Origin of the sequence: Methanimicrococcus hacksteinii, assembly GCF_032714515.1 — an archaeon.
Lineage (GTDB): Archaea > Halobacteriota > Methanosarcinia > Methanosarcinales > Methanosarcinaceae > Methanimicrococcus > Methanimicrococcus hacksteinii.
In genome coordinates this window covers 148,531-170,977 of sequence record NZ_JAWDKC010000011.1, presented here as the reverse complement: position 1 = coordinate 170,977, position 22,447 = coordinate 148,531, and the positions used below count along the sequence as shown (strand labels likewise).

The window sequence follows — 22,447 nt, the reverse complement described above, 5'->3', positions numbered from 1 at the left end:
AGAAGACAACGCCGACGATTAAAACAATCATTGCCATTGCCATAAATAAACAAAAAGAAAGAAAAAAGAACGGGAAAGATCCCGTCCGTTAAAATTTATCAAATATTTTTTCTTCTGAATCCGTAAAACAGCGCCCCGACCGTTCCGACAACAAATAAAATCGCAACCAGCGACGTCGCCGAGAAGGTCGGATTTTCAATGAAATCGCGGACGGAATTGGCCGCGTCGCTGATGGATTGAACCGTCATTTCAAAACCGGAAACCGATTGGCCGGGTGTCGATGTCATATCCGTTCCGGCGCCTTGACCCGGATTTTTCGTCTCTTCCTGAGATTGACCGACAGGATCGGCCTGAACCTGTTCCGTTCCGTCGGTGCCGGATTCGACAATGTTTGCCGCGCCCGTTCCGCTCGAAGATTTGCCCGGCGGTTTGGTGTTTGTCGGCTTAATTTTGACATTGGTCGCTTCTTCCGTCAGCTGCTGCCATTGCTTTGCAACATCTTTTTCAACAACGCCCGGAATGGACAAGATTCCTGCAATGTGATTGTTCAGCGTCGGGTTGCCGCAGGTGTGATGGCAGCAGGCAACGCCGCTTGCGACAACCGTTTCGGCCAATTCTTTGGCCAAATTTTGAATTGTTGTCTCAGACGGATTCCAATAGCCTTTGGCATTCGCATCAATCATGCGCGTCAGCATGGATTCGTAGGCGTACGGATTTGAATTTCTGAAAGCATCGCTGACATCCTGATTTGTGACCAGCGCCGTGTAAACATCGTTCCACATGTATTCGCTGACGGCATGCGGTGTCGTCACCTGCCAGCCCCACAAATTGTCAACGATTTCGGAGATTTCTTTCATGCCGGAATATCCCGATTCCATCATTCCCTGCAGATATTTCTCATTCAAAGCGCGGGAGCGGATTTCAAGCGTCAGGAACTCACTCAGCGACTGAACCGATTCTTTGCCGCCGATGCGGAGGTTGACGACCTGAACCTGAGGCGGCTGTTTGTTTTCATCCAAACTTTGAACAGCGGCAGACATACCGCCGACATATTGGAAGAAATCGTCGTTGTCCAAAATGCCGTACAAGTTGCTGGAACGGCTGTTTGTGACGATTTCAACGCCTTTTAAATTCATTTCAAAAACGATTCCGAAATTGCCGAGGAAAATAATGTCGCCGGCGCTGTTAACGGTGTACATGTTCGCCATTCTGAAAATGTAGAGCTCCGCGATTTTGTCAATCGCGCTGTCAGAATCCCAGCCCTGGCCGGCTTCAATTTCTTTTTCAATGCCGGTTCCGTAACTTTCCGGCGGCGGACCGAAAATCCGGATTTTAGAAAGCTGGGCCGCCAAAGCATCAAAATCGTCCAAACCGCCTTCATAAGAAGGATCAGCTTCCTTATAACTGCGGATAATTTCTTCTTTATCGGCGTTTGAGAGCCCGTTCAGCTGTGCTTCCATGCCGAGCGTATTCGATCGGACATGATTTTCAATCGTGTTGTCGGAATCATAGGCGGAAATCATACTGACGACCGAATTCAGCAGACGGATTTGGTAGGGCAGCGTATCCCGATAAAGACCGCTGATTGTAAAAACAACATCAACACGAGGTCTTTGAAGCGCGCCGTCTTTTGTCATGACTTTTAAATTGTCTTCGGAAAGAACAGTGATTTTCGTATTTGTGACACTGCCTGACGCTGCGCGGATAATTTCGCCGCCCATCAAATGAATCGCCATTGCTTCCATCACGCCGTCATGCCGGAAAGTTTCAACCGACCACAAAACGACGCCGATTTTTTCGGGGAAGCTTCCGGTTTCATTATAATACGCCGAAATCATTTCATCCGCCATTTTAATGCCGATTGCTTCAGCCTCGGCTGTCGGGACCCGGTTTGAAACAAAACCGACAGGATTTCGGCCGGTCGAAAGAACATCCTCATTGCGGACAGGATCGCCGAGCGGACTTGTTTCAATGTATCTGCCGTTTAAAGCGCTTAAAAGCCCTTCCGTTTCCCAAATGCCGTCCAATTTGTTGATTGTTCCTAAAGCCGTCGTATATAGGTTCTCCAAATCTGTTTTTTGAGCTGCCAAAGCGGTTTCTTCGACTTCAAGAGCCCCGGCAGCCGCCGAAATAAAAGATTCTTTGGAAGTGCTTTCGACAATCATAAGCGCCATTGAAGAAGCGAATAAACGCGCCTCATCGCGCTCGCCGTAATCGGGATTTTCGCCGAATCCGAGAAGGCTGCAGGAAATTGAAAACAGTCTGTCGGCGTAAATCGTTTCAACAAACATGCTCATTTTTTCATCCGACAAACGGCTGCCGAAAACGTGTGTTCCGTACGGGATGGATTGCTGCGTGATAATTTCTAAATATTCCGTGATTTCTTCAAGCGATTCTTCAAAATAAGCATCGTCGTCGAACCCGGAAACATCAATGCCTAAATCGTTTGCAACCGTACTCGAGCCGAGAATTTCAATGATGGAATTTTTATACCCGGAAGAATCACCGCCGCCGCTTTTGGCACGCTCATATTCGATGATTTTTTCGTTCAGCCCCGACAATTCGACAGAAAGACCGCTTTGCGCAATCGGCGGCGTCAGATGCGTAATGACGGTTGCGTATCCGCGTCTCTTCGCCTGAAGCGCTTCGCCCGATCCGTCAACGATGTAGGGGTAAATGTTCGGAACATCCCCGACCATTAAATCAGCAGCACTTGACTCATCCATGCAGATCATTTTGCCGGGAAGGAATTCCTGTGTTCCGTGACGGCCGAGGTGAACCATCGCATCCGCGCCGAATCCGCCGTCTTCCGCGGGTTTTTGGAGCCACAGATAGAATGCGGCGTATTGGTGCGGAACGGGGATGTTCATATCGTGATAAAGTTTTTCAAGATCTTCTTCCCAGCCGCGGGCCGGTTCGGGCGCTAAAATGATGTTGCCGTTTCGAATAATCGGCAGGACGAAAAAGCGTTCGCCGTTTCTTGTAACGGTCATAAAATCGCTTTTTCCGGGCGCGCCCCATTCGGCGGTCATTTCGTCAATGATTTTCTTTTGCCCGTCCGATAATTCATCGACCCATTTTTCATAAGTGGAAACGGGGAGCAAGACAACGGAATCATCTGCAAGTCCTTCATTAACCAATTTTTCAAGTTCGCCGGGCGCCCAGCCGCCGACATTGCGGCCGCCGGTCATAATTTTGTCATAGATTTCTTCTTCGGTCCATACTTCGGCATCATATTCGTCATCTTTCATGGCCGACAGAATCATTTCAAGCGAGCCGAACAAATCGAAATAACTGGCGCCGATATTTTGTTTACCGGGCGGATGGTTGAAATAAATCAATGCAATGTTTTTCTCTTCATTCGGTGTGTGGCGCAGATTCGAATATCCCTTCACCTGCCCGAGAAGACGGTCAACACGGTCTTCAATCGGATACGGAATCGGATCATCGACAGTCATCTGAATTTCAACGCCGACAGGGAAAACGGACCCCGCCGATTCGGATTGATCAATCTTGTAATAGAAGGTTGATTTCTTCAAACCGTTCGGATCTCCCTGCCATTCTTCCAAAGACGTGTAGCTGCTCAGCAAAACGGCTTCCAAAACAGGCGCACCGTATTTGTTCAGCGGCGCGTTTGCGCCGAAGGTCTGGAAATGAATGAAAACGTCAACCGGTTTGCCGTCCGCCGGATTTTCGCTGAAATAAGCGCTGACATCCGCCGACGCGCTTGCCGGATGGAAAAAGGCAAGAACATTGTATCCTTCGGCTTCCAGTTTTCGAATCATCATCTCTTCGGTGTGCATTTTTCCTTCCTGATAATCTCTGTAATAGGAAGAAACGGCAATCCATTGGCCGTTATCTTCCAATCCGTTTTCAGACTTGTAATCTGCATACCAATTATTGTAAGCGGACCTGTCATCAAAAAGGTGAGGAAGTTCGTCATTATTGGCACCGTAAGTCAGTGTCGGCGCATCGGGATGATAAATGCCGATTGTCGGAATATTCATTGTCGGTTTGATAAGAGAATCTAAATCGGCGCGGCCGTCTGCGTGAACAGACATGTAAACAAACATTCGGACCAGATTTTCAGGCAGAACGGTGGCCCAATAATTTCCGGTCAATTTAATTTTTGCAATATCCTCCGCATCTAAACCCGAGTTCGTCGGAACTGAAACGGTCAAGTTAGAAGCATTTAAAGACAATCCTTTTCCGAGAACCGCAACAGCGCCGCTGCGTTCAACAGCCGCGGAAATATTCGCCTCATAAGTCGGGTTTAAACCCGGGGCAGCGATTTCCAAAATAATGTCGCCGTCAAATTGATCGATTTCTTCCAAAACAGAAGGAATAACGGAAGAATCGCTGGACGCGCTTTGAAGAGCCGTCAAATTGGCAAATTTGAGATCAATACCGTATTCGGACAGTTCATCCGTAACAGACGAAATGGCAACGGCATTGGGCGTAACAACCAGCAGGACAGAAGTTCTGTTGTCCGGATCGGTCATATCAATCGGGTCGGCTGCCGGGCCGAGTGTTTGTCCGGCAAATTTATCGGCCGACCAAATCAGAAGATTTTTCAGATTTTCCGGATGGCGCGTCCAGTATTGAGCCGCTGTTAATTCATCCGTGTCCGTAAAAGATTCGGAAGAAGTAATTTCGGCCGAAAAAAGATTGTCGGCGTCTTTTGTCAAAAGAAGAACTGTTCCCGAAAATTTTCCGCCTGCTTTCAAAGAGTCAATCATTTCAAGATTGGCCTCGGACCGGACATCAATAAAAACAAGATCTTCCGAAACACCCGTACTCAGCCGGTCTGAATCTCCCGGAAGGGCGTACAAATTAAGATTGACGCCTGAAAGCGATTGGGATGCATCCCCGAGCGGAAACGGACTGTCAATGTCTGTAATGTATGCAATTTCAACCGAAGCCGCTGAAGCCGGCGAAGCTGTCAAAAACAATACGGTCAAAACGGCCAAAACAACCAAAAAGAACGAAAAGAACGAAAATAAATGATTTTTTGTGTATTTCATAACGGATACCCCTGACAGGAAATTCAAACCGTGTAAAAATGATTCGGTTTTTGGAAAATTTCATTCAGTCGAATTAAACGTGTTACTAAATTTAAAATATTTAATACTTTTTAGAGAAATTATTAATAATATTATGAATTATTGCAACAAATATTAAAAAACGTAAAACGACGAAATTGACTAGCGTCAGCCATTTAATTAAAAAAGATAATACATGGAAGCCCAATGAGAACCTTAATATAACTGCCATAACTTAATTATTGGTTCATGGAACCGATGGCAACTCTTATAGTAATAGGAATTTTGTCAAGTGTGTTTATTTTCGGTTTAAAGACGGGGGTCGGATGCGGTTTTTCTAAAACCGGATGGAAAATTGTTTTTGCCTTATGTCTTTTATACTTTGCAATCGCACTTGTTGCGGGTTACTTCATGGATGCAATTGATGTGACATCCTTTATGAGTTCACCGTTAGCAGCAGCGATTCACATAACACTTGCTTTGTTCTTATTGGCCGGCGGCATTGCCACAATGAAAAAATGGCATGCCGGCTGCGATGTATCGAATAAAACTTTTTTGATTATGGTTTTTCCGTGCCCTGTGTGTATGGCCGCGCTTCTTGTTTCGTGTGTCGCGCTTTCAACGGTTGTTGAGCTCGACGGCATTCTCATCGGCGCATTAGTCGGCGTTGTCTTTGTCCTCTCGATATTGATCACAACATACGTGATGAAAAACCTGAGCAAAATCGCAAAGAAACTGCATATCAACTTTGACGGAACACCGGACACGCTCGGCGCAATTATGGTCTTCATCGGCCTTTTTTATTTAATTGCAGCCATTATGATTCCGGCATACATCAGCGCCGGTGCGACCCGCTCAACCATTCCGAGCTCATTCGGAACAGCGGAATTAACGGTGCTGGCCGGCATTTGCCTGCTGGTTTTGTTCGGCGCAATATTAACCGTGTCCGCCGACAAAAGCCGTGAAAAAACAGTCAAGAAATCAAAAACAGATTATGAGGATTAAAAGAATTACAAATAAAAGATTGGAAATTTTAGGGGAACATTATGGCAGAAATTGCATTTTTATCTGATTTTGGATCGACCATTTCATACATTACGTATATTTTTTCAAATTCGCTTTTGTATCCGGTCATGATCATATTGATTTTGCTGGTCATTTTATCGCTGATTTTAGCCGGCGAATTCATTACGGAATATACGCGCCGCCACAGAGATCAAAGGGCGCTTGAAAAAGAAACGCATCAGCTTTGCGGAATTATGGACTCTTCCGAATCGGCAGAAACCAAATACAAAAAAGCAGCGTCCATTCTCAGAAATCTTGACGGAAAACAAACCCAGATGGTTGCGGCTTTCGCAAAAGACGCTGCCGATTCCGTCGAAGGAGGCGATTTGAAGCACGTTGAAAAGATCGCCGACGACTATGAAGTCAAAATGATGAAGAGAACGGAAAAAACAAGAATTATCACAACCGTCGGCCCGATGCTCGGTTTGATGGGAACATTGATTCCGCTCGGCCCGGCTTTAATCGGTTTGACGGACGGCAACATTGACGAATTGGCAACCAACCTTGTGATTGCTTTTGCAACAACGGTCGTCGGTTTGTTTGTTGCGGGCATCAGTTTCTGCCTGACCACCATCCGCAACCGCTGGTACTGGCAGGATATGATTGACATTGATTATCTGATGGACGCGCTGGAGGAGAAAAAATGAGCCGCCGTTCGCGCCGGACAAAGCGCGGATCCGTTTTCGCAAGAAGTCAAGTCGATAACCCGATGAACAGCGTCGGCAACGTTTTTGACGTTGCGATGGTTTTCTCGGTCGCTTTGCTGGTTGCAATTGTTATGTCTGCCGGGCTCACGGAGCTTTTGACGGACCAGGACATTACAATCGTTAAAAATCCGGGCCAAGATAATATGCAGATTATTCAAAAAACCGAAGAAGGCATTGTGATCATGGAAATTAATTCCGAAGAGCAAATCGGCGGCGGTGTCGGAAAAGTTCTCGGACAAGCTTACGAACTGGACGACGGGCGCGTGATCTATATCCCGGAAAATAACAGCACGGTCGGAGGTTCAAATACGACTTCGAACACAACTTCGAATGCGGCAAACACAACTTCGAATACGGCTTCAAACACAACGGCAAGTTAATCTTTAAGATTAACTTTCCCGTTCTTTTTATTTAAAAAAAGTTTAGAATTAATTTTTAAAAACGAAAACAGAAATATAAAATAAAGCTGAAAGGCTCATCCTTCAAGCCAGTTTTTCATTTCCTGCTTCATGAATTTTTCCGCTTCCAAAACGTTTTCGAGCTGTCCGCGAAGGGCAATGACAGGGGTTTGAGCGATTTCGGGTTCGGTAATTGAAATTAAGCGGTCAACGGCTTCCAAATCAAACATTTCAACCATATCCATGATGATTGACATCGGAACGCCCATCGGAATAACCAGGTCGTAAAGATCTTCCAGCTCGGCGTTTTTGCCGGAAATTTCCGCTAATTCGAATTTTTTTCTGTTAATCAAATCATGAAGAGATAATACTTTTGTCATAAATTCGGACTCCTTTTTCGCTGATTCTTTGATTTTAACGTGATTTGAAACTTAATACATTCTTTACCTATTAAAACCATAACGATTGAAGACCGCGGATAAGAGCTGAGCAGATGAATAAACTGGAATGAATAAACAGGAATGAAAAGAAAGATTCAATAAGTATGAAGCAGTATGATGCTGTAAAAGATTCAAAAAGATTCAAAAAATAAAGGTGAAAGAATGCAGGAATACAAGTTAAAACGCGGATTTACGCCCGACATTGAAAGAATAAGAGATTTGCTGACCGAATGCTTCGGAACGGAAATTAAAGAGGAAGACGGCAAATTAAAGACTTCTTACGGTGTTTTAAAAGAAATCAACGTGTGGATTAACAACAAAAAATTGTGCGTGGATACCGTTTCGGACAACACGGGCATCGCCGACGATGTCATTTTAGACACAAACAAACGCTTCAGAACCTTTTTGGACAAAGGAACCGGTTACACTTCCAAAGACCGTGTGAAAAACGCCAAAAAGGAAGTCAGCGGGGAATAAATATCCCGCTGCAATTTCATTTTCAATTCAAAAACACCCTTGGAAATACCAAAAGATTAATATGAGAGGTATTCCTTTTTGGTGTCTGCTTACATTCGTTTTTTACGAAACGGGCAAACTTTTCTGAATTACAGAACAAACACGAGCGCCTCAATGGCTTAGAGGTATAGCACTTCCTTGGTAAGGAAGAGGTCGCGGGTTCAAATCCCGCTTGAGGCTTTTATCTGTGGGGTAAAATCCCCCACACAAAATTGGAAAGATTACTGATAGTGTTGAAATTAAATTATTTTCGTTTGCACATTTCCTAAAAACTTACTAAATCTAACGATAATTGTAAGTCTTTATGAGATTTTCTTAATTCGTTCTGGGTTTCTTCAATTCTTCCATCAAATGATTTTAAAATCTCTATTTTTGAACCTTGAGATAAATCAGATCCCATTACTTTTTCTAAGTTTATTTTCTCAATTTCATTAAGTATAAATCGATTTGAAATTATTTCATCCAATTTATTATTATCAAATTCTTTATTTTTTTCAAAATTGTTAAGGAACTCATTTAATGGAACATAAATTTTTTGTAATCGTTCATTCAAATATTTTATTTGTTTTTCACACGCATCTGAATTTAAAAGTTTTTTAGATGACATAAACATCATATTCAGTGCAAGAGAAACAATTGATAACATTAAAGCTGATAATGCTATTGTATTAACTAAAGCTTGTTCTGGATTCAGTTCTTGAGTTTTAGCAATCATATTTTGGAAAACTTCAACAACAAATAGTATTACTACCAAATAAAAAACAGAAATTAATATAGGCCAGTATTTTTTTCCAAAATCCCAAATTGTATACATACTCAAAATCATTGATCCTACGGTATATATTGATTTTGTTCTTTTTTGTTTCATACACTTCTTGTTTAAATTTCATTGTCCAAAGATTAATATATATAAATGATTGAATAAATAATACAGAACCTTAAAGGTGATGAATATGGCAGAAATCAACAAAAGTATCGTTTTACTTCTCGAACTGGTTATCGCAGTCGGCGCGCTTTTATTCCTTGCCGGGCTTTATGCCGGCATTTTCGGTTGGACATCTGTAATAACTCCCGAACTCGGCGTTATTGCCGGTGCGGCTTTGGTCATCATTTGCGGATTTGCAATGGCTTTTTATTATTCAAAAGACGGCGCCGAACCGGATGAAAAAGCTGCTGCAGCAAATTGATTCAAGAAGAACGGCAAAAACAAATCCGTAAGAAAAGTAAAAACAGAATTCAGGAAAAGCAATTCATAGAAAAATAGAAAAATCATAGAAAAGCAATTCAAAAAACAAATGAAGCAGGAGGTTTAAGCCTCCTGCAAACATTGTTTTAATTTATTAAGGGCCGGGACCGAGAATCGAACTCGGGTCAAAGCCTCCACAGGGCTTCAGGATAACCTTTACCCCACCCCGGCCACGCTGCGTTCCGAAAAGCCGAAAAGAAAAGTCAGAGCGCTTTTCAGGGAGCACTCCATAAAACCTTTTTTTTAATATAAAGCTTTCGAAGAACAAGAGGCAACAATCGAAAAAGAATCAAAAAAGAAAAAAATTCATTGTTTATTGTTTTTCGGATTTGTTACGGACTTGTTACGGTTTTGTATTGTTTCTTATTGCTTTGTTTTTTCGGCCCATTCTTCGTCCGTCATGGACAGATCTTTGTCACCGTAAATTCTCATTCTTTCAAATGTCAGGATTTTTCTTGTCACCAGTTTGCGTTTACCGCACCAGCCGGCTTCGGGATAATTTTCGCTTACAAAAGCAACAAGTTCGTCATCGCTCATTTTTTCCATTCTGTCCTGAAGTTCAAGCAAATGTTTTGCAACATCGTCCATAATTAATCCACCGCTCATAAATAATCAACAATAAGTAAATAATCGGTTATTGGAAAGGAATGATTAATGGGCAGGAGATTATTTAAAACCTTGCAAATTTAAAAATAAAAAAATTCTCAAAAACGAAAGAAGTGACAGGAATATAAAGAGAACAAAAAAGTAAAAAAGATAAAAAACGAGACAGAAGGATGAAAAAGGAACAAGATAAAAGAAAAAGAATGAAATCAATTTTTGACTTCAGACTTCTTGCTGTTTATTTTTATTCGGGCTTAAAGAAAAGAGCACAATGGCACATACCGTCGCGTTCAATTTCCTCCTCGTGGTAAACACAGGGACAGATGATTTTACGGTCTTCCTGCTTGTCCCCGAGGACAATTCGGCACGGGCAATATTGAGCACCGTATTGTTCGCGGCGTTTGGCCAATCCTTCGTAAACCAAATCCAGTTCCTCAAGATTCGGATTCAAGATGTATCCTTTTCGAGCCGCGTATTTTTCAGCGTATTGACGCACTTTTTCTTTGATTTCTTCAAATGTCATAAAGCCACCATTTCATGAATAATTTGACGAGAAGATGATTCGTTTTATCCTTTAATTATCTTTGTTTTAAAATCACTGAAAAGTCAATAAATCCTTATAGAAACAAAACGTTTTAAAGATTTATGATTCGGCTGCTGAAACCAAACAATTAAACAATCAAACAATCAAACCCGGTAATCAGACAACCGGAAGAGTTAAGCAGCGGATTAATCAGACAAATCAATAATTTCAAAAACGAACAAAAACGGAGGAGAGGGGATAATGACAACAATTGCAATCGTTTCATGCCGAATATTTGAGGACGAATTAACCTATTTAATGGAAAAGGAACAGCCGAAGAAAACCCGTCTTTTTTTAATTGAAACCGAATTCAGTGAAACAATTGAAAACAAATTTAAGTCGGAAAACATTGTTTTTGAAAAAATCCGGCCCGAGCAGCTTGAAGAAAAGCTGAAAGAAGAGACGGATGCAGCCAATACGATTGTCCTTCAGCTTATCGAATTTTCAATGGAAGCACGCCCGTCCGAAATTAAAGACGCGGTTTATGAAAAGGTCAAACCGATTCAGCCGCTTGTTGACGGCGTCATGATCTTATACGGCCTCTGCGGCAATGTTCTCGGCAACATTGAAGAAGAACTCAGCCTTCCGAACTGCCCGGTCAGAATCTTAAGAGATGAAACCGGCAACATTCCAGACGACTGTATCTGCATTTCGCTCGGCAGCCGGGAAAAATACATCCGAATCCTCAAGAACGGCGGCGGAGAAGGAACTTACTTCTTGACTCCGATGCATGCGGCGCATTGGAGAGAAATCGCGTACGCCAGCGCACTGACACCGGATCCGAACGATGATGAAATGCTTAAAATGGTCTTTGACTACTCAAATTACAAAAATATCGGAAAAGTAACAACCGGGCTCAAATATGAAAAAGAATTTGACGACATCGTCGACGATTTTGCCCAAAGATTCGATTTCAAGATCATCGATTACGAAGGAACGCCTTCAATCATCGAAAAATCACTTGAAAGATTTTTAAATGAATTGGAAGTTTAAAACTTCAATTCACACTGTTTTTAATTTGCATTGACGTTTAGCTTTGCTTTTACAGAATTAAGGCATTCGGCTTTGACTTTTCTTTTGCAGGAATTAAACATTCGATTTTCTTTGTTTTTACCGGAATTAAAACATTCAACTTTGCTTTTGCCGGAATTAAAACATTCAGCTTTGCTTTTTCCGGAATTAAACGTTTAGCTTTGCGATTATCAGAATTAAAAACAAATTAAAAAACCAATGCAAACGAAACAAATAACAAAATAACAAGATAACGAAAAACCGATTGCAAAACAGAGAATAAACACAGAAATAACGATACAAAGCAGAGAATAAGCACAGAAAAACCGATACAGAACAGAGAATAATCTGCGCAGAAAAATTGTGAAATAAAAGAAATCAAAACAGAATATGAAACGTTTTAGTTTTTAAAAAAAGAAAAAGGAATGAAAGGAACGAATTCCTTTCATTGTTTATCAATTTTATTTATTCATTTTTTTCCGTGAGTAGGCACCGAGTCCGACAAGACCGATAACTGCTGCAAGAGCAATCAAGATGCCGAATCCCGGAATTGCGGATTTCGGTTCATCGGTTGTGTTGTCAGGTTTGTTGGTTTCAGTATCATTCACAGTCGGAGTTGTGGGTTCCGGAGCTTCTGTTTTCTTTTGATCTTCAGCCCAGACTTTTTGTCCGTCGCCTTCTCTCAAGAGAGTGGATTCACCGTAAGCATTCTTGACAGTCAAAGTAACGTTGTAGTAACCGGACTTCTGATAGGTGTGCTTCGGGTTCTTTTCAGTGGAGGTTGCTCCGTCACCGAAGTCCCAGTACCAGGAGGTCGGGCTTCCTTTTGAAAGGTCAGTGAACTGAACGGGGTGCGGTGCAACGCCTGAGAGAACGTCTGCCTGGAAGTCTGCGCGCGGCAAATTGCCGACAACGATGTATTTGTCTTTGGTTGCCGTGTTGTTACCGTATGCGTTTGAGATGGTCAATTTAACGGTGTACGTACCTTCTGCAGAGTAGGTGTGTTTCGGGTTCTTATCGGTGGAAGTTGTTCCGTCTCCGAAGTCCCATGCGTAGGTCAAGTTGTTGCCCTGTGATTTGTCGGTGAACTGGACATTCATCGGAGCGACACCGCTTGTGGGCGTTCCGGAGAAGTCTGCGACCGGCACATTGCCGACACTGACGTAGCTGGACTTAAGGATTGAATCTGTCGCACCGCAGGGGTTTGTCACGGTCAAAGCAACTGTGTATGTTCCTGTTCTGTTGTAAGTGTGGGAGGGGTTTCTCTCTGTGGAGGTTGTACCGTCACCGAAGTTCCAAAGGAAGGAAGAGTTGTTGCCGGAGCCGACAGACTGGTCGCTGAACTGAACTTTCAAGGGCGCGCTGCCCATGTTGTTGGTTGCAGAGAAATCAGCTTTAAGTGTGTTTGTAATAGCCACATTCTTGAGTGTGTAGTTGAAAGTGCCGTAAGAGTTAGCCACCGTCAATGTCACATTGTAGACACCTGTGGATGCATAGGTGTGTGTCGGGTTCTTTTCAGCGGATGTTTTACCGTCTCCGAAATCCCATTTGAAAGTTGCGGAATCAGAAACATCGCCGTGGGTTGTAAAGACAACCTGCTTAGAGTTGATTGTACCGTTTGCGGTAAAGAAAACATAAGGTGCAGTACCGACGTTAACAAGTGCTTTTTCGGTCTTTGTGTCAGAGCCGAATTCGTTGGAAACTGTTAAAGAAACGGTGTATGTACCTGTTTTGTTGTAAGTGTGAGAGGGGTTCTTTTCGGAAGAGGTTGAACCGTCGCCGAAGTCCCATACGTATTTGGTCGGGTTGCCGCTGGATTTGTCCGTGAATTTAACGGAAAGCGGGGATGCGCCTGCGGTGTTGTTTGCGGTAAAGTCAGCAATCACGCCGCCGCCGACATAAACGTAGTTTGTTTTTGTTTCTGTTTTGTTACCGTAGGAGTTAGAGATTGTTAAAGAAACGGTGTAGTTGCCTTCCTTGGTGTAGGTGTGTTTGACATCACCGATCTGGTTGGACGTTGTGCCGTCACCGAAAGACCACGTATATTTGACATTCTCTTTGACACCCTGATAGGATAAGTCCGTAAATTTAACTTCTAAAGGCGCTTTTCCGCGGAGCGGGTCACCTTTAAAATCCGGTACGGGGAGTGCACCCACAGCGATGTAACCATCATCTGCGACCGCAGTCGGTATTAAAGAAAAAAGAAGACAGAAAACGAGGAGACCTGCCATCAATTTTCCAAAGTGTTGTTTATACATTTTCATTTTCAAAACTCCAGAATCAAAATTGATAAGTTTTAACTGAAATCGGAAGCATTATGAACAAAATAATACCCCTTCCGTATACAAATATTAACAAGTGATTTATTCGAAAAAATCTGTAAAAAGATTAATTGAATAAAACAAACTGTGGCAATGCTAATATTTAACGGGAACCTAAATTGAACGAATGAAAATTTCAATTCAGTTTCATTTAGAATTCTAATTAACAAACAGGGCCCAGATGATATATATAACTTATCATAGAGAAGAGATTGAAAAGAATACTACAAGACTAATATATTACACGATGAAACATAAATAAAATATAATCAAACATCGTTCATTAAAAATTTAGCCGGTTTTTATAATATAACAGATGAAATAAGATATGAGAGAGAATAATATAAATAAATATTATAAAAATTAAAGAATTGAAATAATAATTCATAAAAAATCAAGATAATTCAGAAATAAACAGGATTTCCCGATGAGCCAAAAAAACAAAATCGGAAGACAATTTCCAAAAAGAAAACATTTCCGAGATCAAAAAATATAACTTTTTCAGCATAATCGACGGGAAAATTTATTAACACGTGAAATTCATGTTTATTTATCATACTATACATCGGGTTTTTGAATAATGTTTTTGAACTTTGATTGCAATTCAAACTTCAATAAACTTCAGCCATTATCGCCGACGATATCATTAGAATTATATCTGAATGCAGATATTGCATATTAATTTGCACATAAATCATTACCCCATAATTCGCCGTAATTCATATCATAATTCTATCATATTCATATCATATTCATAACATAGTTAATACACATCAATCATTCACCAAACATTCACCAATACGCATCATACAACTTATTACATTTATTACATTATTACAAATTTCAAAAATGCAAGGATATCTTACCATGAGTCAGGAAGCTAAAACAATCCCGGATTATGATTATGAGGCGCTCGGCCTGATGGTCGGTCTTGAAATTCACCAGCAGGTGGATTCGCCGACAAAACTGCATTGCCGCTGCCCGAATATTTACAGAGAGCCGGAAGAATCAACGCATGAAATCAGAAGATACTTGCGCCCGAAAGCCAATAATTTAGGCATGATGGACCGCGCTGTTGTCGAGCAGACACAGGCCAACCGCCAAAGCCGGTATATGGTTTTTGACACCACCTGCTTAGGCGATGTGGATGAAGCCGGCCCCGCGCCCGTGAGCCCCGAAGCTTTGAAAACGACTTTGGAAGTTTCAAAACTGCTTCACATGGTCCCCGCCGACCGCGCACATGTGATGAGAAAGATCATTGTGGACGGATCCGGCCCCGGAGGCTTTCAGAGGACGACATTTATCGCGGGCAACGGATGGATTGAAACAAAATCCGGCAAATGCCGTGTTGCCAGCTTGTGTCTGGAAGAGGAATCCGCGCCGAAAATGGAAGAAACCGACGAATATGTTGTTTTCTCCCTGGACCGCCTCGGCGTTCCGCTGATTGAAGTCGCGACCGAGCCGGATATCCGAACGCCGGAACAAACGTATGAAGTCGCATCATACCTCGGAATGGCGCTTCGTTCAACGCTCGGCGTCAAAAGAGGTATCGGAACAATCCGGCAGGACGTGAATGTTTCAATTAGAAACGGAACGCGCGTTGAGATGAAAGGTGTTCAGGCGCTTTCAATGATCGGAGAAATTGTGAAACGTGAAATATTCAGACAGCTTGCGCTCATTGAAATCAAAGACGAGTTGAATTCCAAAGGCGCATCTGTTGACACAGAATTGTATGATGTGACAAGCATTTTCGCGGAAACCAAATCCAAAGTCATTATCAACAGCGCGAAAAAGAGAAAGATTCTTGCGATTTGCCTGAAAGGGTTTGACGGTTATGTCGGAAGAGAAGTTCAGCCGGGAAGACGGCTCGGAACGGAACTTTCGGAAAAAGCGAAAGCTGTCGGTGTTTCGGGATTGTTCCACACGGACGAGCTGCCGAACTACGGTATTACCGCCGAAGAAGTGGCCGCCCTTCGAAAAGCCGTCAATGCCGAAGCGGATGATGCCGTCATCATGATTTCCGGCCGTGAAGAAGTGGTTAAAAGAGCAATGGAATCGGTGCTTCAGAGAGCGGAACAGGTTTTAATTGAAATCCCGCAGGAAACACGCCATGCGCTGCCCGACGGAAACACATCTTACATGAGGCCGCTCCCGGGCGCCGCCCGAATGTATCCGGAAACAGATCTGCCGACATTTGCAATCAGCCGTCAGGAATACCGAGATTTGCCGGCACCCGAACTTTTAATTGACAAAGCAAAACGCTACATGAAAGAATACGGCATCAACAAAGAATTTGCCGATATGATTGCATTTTCAAAATATATGCTTCTTTTTGAAAAGCTGGCCGAGAAATACAAAGAAAGCGAAGCTGTCACTTCGACGCTTTTGGCCAGAACATTTACGGGCATAATGCCAGAATTAAAGAGAGAAGGATTGAACATTGATTCAATCACTGACACCAAATTTGAAGAAATGTTTGACAAAGTTGCCGAAGGCGCTCTTCCGAAAGATGCCACCCGCAATGTTTTGGTGATTGTCTGCAATGATTCTTCCTGCTGCATTGCAGAAGCTGTCGAAAAACTCGGCATCGGCACGGTGGATCAAAAAGAAATTGAAGATTATATTGACAGCATTGTCGCCGAGAAAAAAGATTTCATTGCCGAAAAAGGACCGGCCGCCGTCGGCCCGCTGATGGGCATCGTGATGGAGAAATACCGCGGCAAAATCGAAGGAAAAACAGTCAGCGCAATGTTAAAAGAAAGAATTGATAAGATGACGAAATGATGAAAATCATTTCTGATTCTTTTATTCGTTTTATTTTTAGTTTTATTTTTTAATTTTCTTTGTTAATTTTCTTTGTTAATTTAAATCTTATTTTAAAACGTTTTATAGATTTGTTTAATCGATTCGCCAACTCATTGTTAATATTTTTAAGATTGCTGTATTGAAAATTAACGATATGATCTTAAAAAACAGATATAAATTTGCTAAAAATTGATAGAAACCAGAATAAATTAAGAAAAAAAGAAATGGGAAGAAGTTGAAAACAAGAAAGAATAAAAAAGAAAAGTAAAAAAAGAGAAGTCAGAAAGTAAAAATCGAAAATAAGAATCAAAAACAAGAATCAAAAACAAGAATCAAAAACAAGAATCAAAAACAAAAAATCAGAGAAAAAAAATTACCAAAACTGGTACCATTTCTTCTTTTTGGCATCTTCGAGTTCAAGCGTCTTTTTTTCAACCTGATTAATCAATGTCTGAACTTGCGCGATATGCATTTTTGTGGTGTTGTCACGTTCCGTAATCTGCTCGTCTTTTGTTTCAAGCTGGCGGTTCAAAGCGCTGATTTGGGCATCTTTGATTTCAAGCTGTTTCAGAAGAGCGGAAACATATTCCTGTGAAACGGCATCGTCCGTATCATCGGATAAATACTTCTCAAGCGCTTTTGTGACGGCCGCGCCTTTTGACTCGCCGGAAGCATCCAGCTTATTATAGAGTTCTGTAGATATCCGGACATTCAACTGTTTTTTATCATCTGATTTCGTGCCGTCATCAGATTTCGCGTTTTTTTCGGCAGCGCTCAATTCGTCGCGTTTACCGTTACCATTTGAATCGGAAATATCAATCATAATTACAAACCTGCTGTTAGATAAGTCTATCAAATTACTACATCTTGATATATAATTGTTATTTGCCGGCAGACCAAGAATATAACCGGATATATCAATCATATTAAAATGCCGCAAAATACAGCAAAATTGATGAAATTTGATAGCTGATCAATTAGAGTATAGAATTTCGTCACATAGAATAATAGATATTCCTATAAAAGTTTTGCAGCCCGACAGAACAAACCGGTCAACCAACGCAAATGAAAAAGACAAAGTCTGTCAGAATGAATAAAGGACTTGAAAGTTGCAGCAACAGAAGATAGCAAAGAATAGCAAAATCAGAGAAGATTAAAAACAAATACAGAAGACGAAAAATATGAAAACGCATCAAAGGGAAACAGACATAATAATAGCAAAAAGATAGATTTTACACAAAAAATGCTATATTTGGAGGATAGCCGGTTGCTAAATCACAAAATCGATTACAAGAGATACGAAATATATCGAAAATCGAATCCAAAAATAAATTTTGATGTATTTTTGTTACGAAATGATATGATTTAATAGATTTGAAAAATCGAAGTTTGAAATGATAGCAAATTTGGAACAAAATGCTATTTTTGGCTAGATTTTGCGATAAGTATATATCTGATTGAGACATAGTAGGTATTGTCAGCGTTGGGTTATGACAATCATAAACTCAACCGGACTCGAAAAATCTTTGAATTGGAAGAAATGTGTGAAAAGAGAAAAGGATGATTTGTGGCGAATTATCCTTTTCCGACTTCTATTTCAAAACTGTTTTTGTAAAAATAATAAATGACTTAATTTAATTCATCTGATTTTAAGCAGAGTAATCTGCGTCAAAATTTGTTAAAATCCAGTATGCGGATGATACATATATCTTTTGCGGTCGATTACGTCGCCGAATAATTATATAACAACAAGGAGAAAAAAACAACAGCCGACAAAAATCAAAGTGTGCAAACTCCGCAAAAATAAGATCCTTCAAAGCGAATGGTTCATAAAAACATTCATAAAAAACAGTTCATAAAATAAAAATTCGGCCGGACCGCCAACCGTGATGTTAAAAATCGCCCATATTCACAGACAATCGTGATATTTTCAATCACAGGGGTTATATATTGGAACATCAATCAAACTGCTTTTAGAGACTTATCAACAAGATTTTTGCTGCAGAGTCTTAAGAATGAACCGAAATGAGACTGAAAAAACCATGGCCTTGAAAATGAAAACTGATAAAAAAATCGGCTTAAGGGATCAGATTAAACCCCCGGGTTTAATGATGCCCGATTCATTTGAGGGGAAAGTATCGAAAAAACACAAAATGCTTTTTCTGATTCATAAAAAAGTGCTGGAAACACCCGTTTTTCATACTTCTTTTATGACATTATCAACTTTTTCAACATTATGTTTTTCAACATTATGTTTTTCAACCTTACGCTTTTCAATTTTGTCTGTTTTTGCTTTTGTTTCTTTTTTCAATGTTCTTTTTTTCGACTTATTTTTGTTATATTCCCGCATCGCTTCAGCTTTTCTTCCGGGACGGAACTGCAATAAAAAAGGCAGCCGGAGAAAAGATAGCAAAATGCAGCAGCAAAATTCATGCATGGATTTAAACGGTTTAACGACCTTAAACTTATCAAATTAATTGGTGACACATATGCCGATACGAGACGATGTAAAAAGAGTATTATTAATTGGATCCGGCCCGATTGTTATCGGCCAGGCAGCAGAATTCGATTTTTCAGGGACACAAGCATGCCGCGCACTTAAAGAAGAAGGTTTGGAAGTTGTCTTGGTCAACTCCAACCCGGCAACAATCATGACGGATCCAGAAACGGCAGACGTTGTTTATGTCGAGCCGATTAACGCCGAGATTTTGGAAAAAATCATCGCCAAAGAAAAACCGGACAGCATTATCGCAGGTATCGGCGGCCAAACCGGTTTGAACATGACGACCGAACTGGCTGAAAAAGGAATTCTGGACAAATACGGCGTGAAAATTCTCGGAACACAAGTCGAATCCATCAAAAACACCGAAGACCGCGAATTGTTCAAAGAGCTGATGATGGGAATCGGCGAGCGCGTCCCGCGCAGCAAAGCCGTCACCACCATGGAAGAAGTCGAAGAAACAATCAAAGAATTCGGACTTCCGCTCATTATCCGCCCGGCATACACACTCGGCGGCGCAGGCGGCGGTATCGCGCACACCCGCGAAGAACTTTATGACATCTCGGAAAAAGGATTCAAAAAGAGCCGCATTCACCAGCTTCTGATTGAAGAAAGCGTTCTCGGCTGGGAAGAAATCGAATTTGAAGTCATGCGCGACAAAAACGACACCTGCATTGTCATCTGCACAATGGAAAATATTGACCCGATGGGCATTCACACCGGCGAATCCATGGTTGTCGCCCCGATTCTGACAATGCCGAAAGCAGATATCCAAATGCTTCGCGACGCATCTATCCGAATTTTAAGAGCATTGAACATCGAAGGCGGCTGTAACGTTCAGCTTGCGTATAACCCCGAAACCGGCGATTACAGAGTTATCGAAGTCAATCCGCGTGTTTCCAGATCTTCGGCGCTCGCTTCTAAAGCGACCGGATTTCCGATTGCCCGCGCGACTGCAAAGATTGCAATCGGCCGAACACTGGATGAAATCGTCAAAGGCGTTGAAGTCGGATCGGACAATTGGGAACCGGTTGTCGATTATGTTGTTGCGAAAGTCGCGCGCTGGCCGTTTGATAAATTCACATCTGCCGACCGCAAATTGACAACCGCGATGAAAAGCACCGGCGAAGTGATGGCAATCGGCGGACAGGTCGAAGACACGCTTCAAAAAGCGATTCGCGGACTTGACATCGGAAAACACATTGACGAATATTCATGGACGGACGAAGAGATTGAAGATCTTTTGAAGAACCCGACCGACGAACGTATTTTCGTCATGATTTATGCATTGAAGAAAGGATATTCCGTCAAAACAATTGCCGATTGGACAAAAATTAATCCGTTCTTCATCGAAAAAATCAACAATTTCGTTTCTTTTGAGAAAACGCTGAAAGAAGAAAAATTGACCAAAGACGTATTAATCGAAGCGAAAAAGCTCGGATTTACGGATGAGAGAATCAGCGAACTCACCGGCAAAAGCCGCATTGAAATTACGGATCTGCGCTTCAAAGAAGGCATCGAAGCGTCATACCGCATGGTCGATCCTTGCGCCGAAGCGCTTGAATCATTTACACCGTATTATTACACCGAATACGGCGTTGAAAACTTATCTAAATCTGACGACCGCGAAAAGATCCTCATTCTCGGCGCAGGACCCATTCGTATCGGTCAGGGCATTGAATTTGACTATTGTACCGTTCACGCTGTCAAAGCGCTCCGCGACGAAGGCATCGAAACCCTGATTATCAACAACAATCCGGAAACCGTTTCAACCGATTACGACACATCCGACAAGCTTTTCTTTGAACCGGTGACACTTGAAGACGTCATGAATGTGATTGAAAAGGAAAATCCGACAGGTGTTTTGGTTCAGTTCGGCGGCCAAACTTCCGTGAACTTGGCCATTCCGCTCGAAGAAGAATTGAAAAGACGCGGCATGATTACCAAAGTTTTGGGAACGTCTCCCGAAAGCATGGACATGGCCGAAGACCGTGAAAGATTCAATGTTTTGATGAGCGGCCTCGGCATTTTGCAGCCGGAAGCCGGATATGCAACGTCTGAAGTTCAGGCGTTTGAAATCGCCGACAAAATCGGATACCCCGTCCTGGTTCGCCCGTCCTACGTTCTCGGCGGCCGCGCGATGGAAATCGTTTATGACCGCGACGAACTTGAAAAATACATCAAAGAAGCGGTTCGCGTAACGCATGACCACCCGATTTTAATTGACGACTTCCTCGAAGGCGCCCGCGAAATCGATGTCGATGCTGTCTGCGACGGAAAAGATGTGTTTATCGGCGCGATTATGGAGCACATTGAAGAAGCCGGCATTCACTCGGGCGACTCCGCTTGTGTGATTCCGCCGCAAACCTTGTCCGAAGAGATTTTAGAAATCGTCAGGGACTACACCAAGAAGATTGCGCTTGCATTAAACGTCAAAGGCATGGTCAACATCCAAATGGCCGAGCAGAACGGCAAGGTTTATGTTTTGGAAGCCAATCCGCGCTCCAGCCGAACCGTCCCGTTCGTCTCCAAAGCCATCGGCATTCCGCTGGCAAAAATCGCTGCGAAAATTATGATCGGCAAATCCTTGAAAGATCAAGGCTACATCTCCGAAAAAGAACCGCAGATCAAACACGTGGCTGTCAAAGAAGTTATCCTGCCCTTTGACAAGCTGCCCGGTGCCGACCCACTTTTAAGCCCGGAAATGAAGAGTACGGGCGAAGTCATGGGAATCGATTACAGCTATGATTTGGCATTCTACAAAGCCGAGATGGCTGCCGACAACACACTGCCGCTTGAAGGAACGGTCTTTATGTCGATTCGCGACAAAGACAAAGACGAAATGCTTGAAGTGGCCAAAGACATGGCAAGCGCCGGCTTAAAATTGATCGGAACAACCGGAACGGCCAAATTCATGGAAGAAAACGGCATCTCCATGGACATCGTTTTAAAAGTCTATGAAGGCACACCCAACGTCATTGACCGCATCCGAAAGAATGAAGTCAATCTGGTCATCAACACCCCGACCGAAAAGACAAAAGCGCGCCGTGACGGGTCCAAAATCCGCCGCGCAGCCGTCGATTACGGCATTCCGTATATTACAACGCTTCAAAGCGCCAAGATCTCCGGAAAGGCGATTACGGCCGCCAAAGAAAAAGAAATGACAATTAAATCCATTCAGGAATACAACAAAGACAATTCTTAATTGAA

General features: G+C 42.3%; 16 protein-coding genes and 2 tRNA genes. 9 read left to right on the top strand and 9 right to left on the bottom strand.

Annotation, left to right across the window (positions count from 1 at the left end; genetic code table 11):
- Positions 1 to 98: 98 nt before the first annotated feature.
- Positions 99 to 5,024 carry a cobaltochelatase subunit CobN gene (locus MmiAt1_RS02840; protein ID WP_318785383.1) on the bottom strand — a complete coding sequence of 1,642 codons (4,926 nt, stop codon included), beginning with the start codon at positions 5,022 to 5,024 and terminating at the stop codon, positions 99 to 101.
- A 267-nt stretch (positions 5,025 to 5,291) separates the two neighbouring features.
- On the opposite strand from MmiAt1_RS02840, the gene MmiAt1_RS02835 reads away from it, so the two are divergent.
- Genes MmiAt1_RS02835 through MmiAt1_RS02825 form a run of 3 tightly spaced genes read left to right on the top strand, consistent with a single transcriptional unit; the run spans position 5,292 to position 7,194 of the window.
- The gene (locus tag MmiAt1_RS02835; RefSeq protein WP_318785382.1) at positions 5,292 to 6,047 is read left to right on the top strand and encodes a DUF2162 domain-containing protein; all 756 of its coding nucleotides are present in this window, start codon (positions 5,292 to 5,294) and stop codon (positions 6,045 to 6,047) included.
- A gap of 41 nt (positions 6,048 to 6,088) precedes the next feature.
- Positions 6,089 to 6,754 (top strand): MotA/TolQ/ExbB proton channel family protein, encoded by a 666-nt coding sequence (locus MmiAt1_RS02830; RefSeq protein ID WP_318785381.1) that lies wholly within the window; start codon positions 6,089 to 6,091, stop codon positions 6,752 to 6,754.
- The gene (locus MmiAt1_RS02825; RefSeq protein WP_318785380.1) at positions 6,751 to 7,194 is read left to right on the top strand and encodes a DUF2149 domain-containing protein; all 444 of its coding nucleotides are present in this window, start codon (positions 6,751 to 6,753) and stop codon (positions 7,192 to 7,194) included. Before MmiAt1_RS02830 ends, MmiAt1_RS02825 begins: the two co-directional genes overlap by 4 nt.
- Before the next feature lie 95 nt (positions 7,195 to 7,289).
- On the opposite strand, the gene MmiAt1_RS02820 is transcribed toward MmiAt1_RS02825, so the two are convergent.
- Positions 7,290 to 7,592, bottom strand: a complete 303-nt coding sequence (locus MmiAt1_RS02820) for a hypothetical protein (protein WP_318785379.1) — start codon at positions 7,590 to 7,592, stop codon at positions 7,290 to 7,292.
- A 222-nt stretch (positions 7,593 to 7,814) separates the two neighbouring features.
- Between MmiAt1_RS02820 and MmiAt1_RS02815 the strand changes: the two genes are divergently transcribed.
- Positions 7,815 to 8,129: a DUF5611 family protein gene (locus MmiAt1_RS02815; RefSeq protein WP_318785378.1), complete on the top strand. Its 315-nt coding sequence runs from the start codon at positions 7,815 to 7,817 to the stop codon at positions 8,127 to 8,129.
- Positions 8,130 to 8,276: 147 nt separating this feature from the next.
- Positions 8,277 to 8,348, top strand: a tRNA-Thr gene (locus tag MmiAt1_RS02810).
- A gap of 85 nt (positions 8,349 to 8,433) precedes the next feature.
- Here MmiAt1_RS02810 and MmiAt1_RS02805 read toward each other — a convergent pair.
- A complete protein-coding gene (locus tag MmiAt1_RS02805) occupies positions 8,434 to 9,036 on the bottom strand; it encodes a hypothetical protein (protein ID WP_318785377.1) in 603 nt (200 codons plus the stop codon).
- 85 nt (positions 9,037 to 9,121) lie between these two features.
- Here MmiAt1_RS02805 and MmiAt1_RS02800 point away from each other — a divergent pair, with 85 nt between their 5' ends.
- On the top strand, positions 9,122 to 9,355 hold the full coding sequence (locus MmiAt1_RS02800; RefSeq protein ID WP_318785376.1) for a hypothetical protein: 234 nt from the start codon (positions 9,122 to 9,124) through the stop codon (positions 9,353 to 9,355).
- A gap of 158 nt (positions 9,356 to 9,513) precedes the next feature.
- Here the strand turns inward: MmiAt1_RS02800 and MmiAt1_RS02795 are convergent.
- From MmiAt1_RS02795 to MmiAt1_RS02785, 3 genes are all read right to left on the bottom strand, one after another.
- Positions 9,514 to 9,585: transfer RNA gene (locus tag MmiAt1_RS02795), tRNA-His, on the bottom strand.
- A gap of 192 nt (positions 9,586 to 9,777) precedes the next feature.
- Positions 9,778 to 10,002: a hypothetical protein gene (locus tag MmiAt1_RS02790; RefSeq protein ID WP_318785375.1), complete on the bottom strand. Its 225-nt coding sequence runs from the start codon at positions 10,000 to 10,002 to the stop codon at positions 9,778 to 9,780.
- Between the two features lie 259 nt (positions 10,003 to 10,261).
- Positions 10,262 to 10,540, bottom strand: a complete 279-nt coding sequence (locus MmiAt1_RS02785) for a ferredoxin-thioredoxin reductase catalytic domain-containing protein (protein ID WP_318785374.1) — start codon at positions 10,538 to 10,540, stop codon at positions 10,262 to 10,264.
- 261 nt (positions 10,541 to 10,801) lie between these two features.
- On the opposite strand from MmiAt1_RS02785, the gene MmiAt1_RS02780 reads away from it, so the two are divergent.
- Positions 10,802 to 11,593 (top strand): DUF1638 domain-containing protein, encoded by a 792-nt coding sequence (locus tag MmiAt1_RS02780; RefSeq protein ID WP_318785373.1) that lies wholly within the window; start codon positions 10,802 to 10,804, stop codon positions 11,591 to 11,593.
- A gap of 479 nt (positions 11,594 to 12,072) precedes the next feature.
- On the opposite strand, the gene MmiAt1_RS02775 is transcribed toward MmiAt1_RS02780, so the two are convergent.
- Complete coding sequence (locus tag MmiAt1_RS02775; protein WP_318785372.1) at positions 12,073 to 13,842, bottom strand: PKD domain-containing protein; 1,770 nt, start codon at positions 13,840 to 13,842, stop codon at positions 12,073 to 12,075.
- 957 nt (positions 13,843 to 14,799) lie between these two features.
- Here MmiAt1_RS02775 and gatE point away from each other — a divergent pair.
- Entirely contained in the window at positions 14,800 to 16,716 is a 1,917-nt protein-coding gene (gatE, locus tag MmiAt1_RS02770) for a Glu-tRNA(Gln) amidotransferase subunit GatE (protein WP_318785371.1), read from the top strand.
- Between the two features lie 394 nt (positions 16,717 to 17,110).
- On the opposite strand, the gene MmiAt1_RS02765 is transcribed toward gatE, so the two are convergent.
- Both MmiAt1_RS02765 and MmiAt1_RS02760 read right to left on the bottom strand, forming a co-directional pair.
- Positions 17,111 to 17,560, bottom strand: a complete 450-nt coding sequence (locus MmiAt1_RS02765; protein ID WP_318785370.1) for a hypothetical protein — start codon at positions 17,558 to 17,560, stop codon at positions 17,111 to 17,113.
- A gap of 1,374 nt (positions 17,561 to 18,934) precedes the next feature.
- Positions 18,935 to 19,120: a hypothetical protein gene (locus tag MmiAt1_RS02760; protein ID WP_318785369.1), complete on the bottom strand. Its 186-nt coding sequence runs from the start codon at positions 19,118 to 19,120 to the stop codon at positions 18,935 to 18,937.
- 106 nt (positions 19,121 to 19,226) lie between these two features.
- On the opposite strand from MmiAt1_RS02760, the gene carB reads away from it, so the two are divergent.
- The gene (gene carB, locus MmiAt1_RS02755; RefSeq protein ID WP_318785368.1) at positions 19,227 to 22,442 is read left to right on the top strand and encodes a carbamoyl-phosphate synthase large subunit; all 3,216 of its coding nucleotides are present in this window, start codon (positions 19,227 to 19,229) and stop codon (positions 22,440 to 22,442) included.
- Positions 22,443 to 22,447 lie beyond the last annotated feature (5 nt).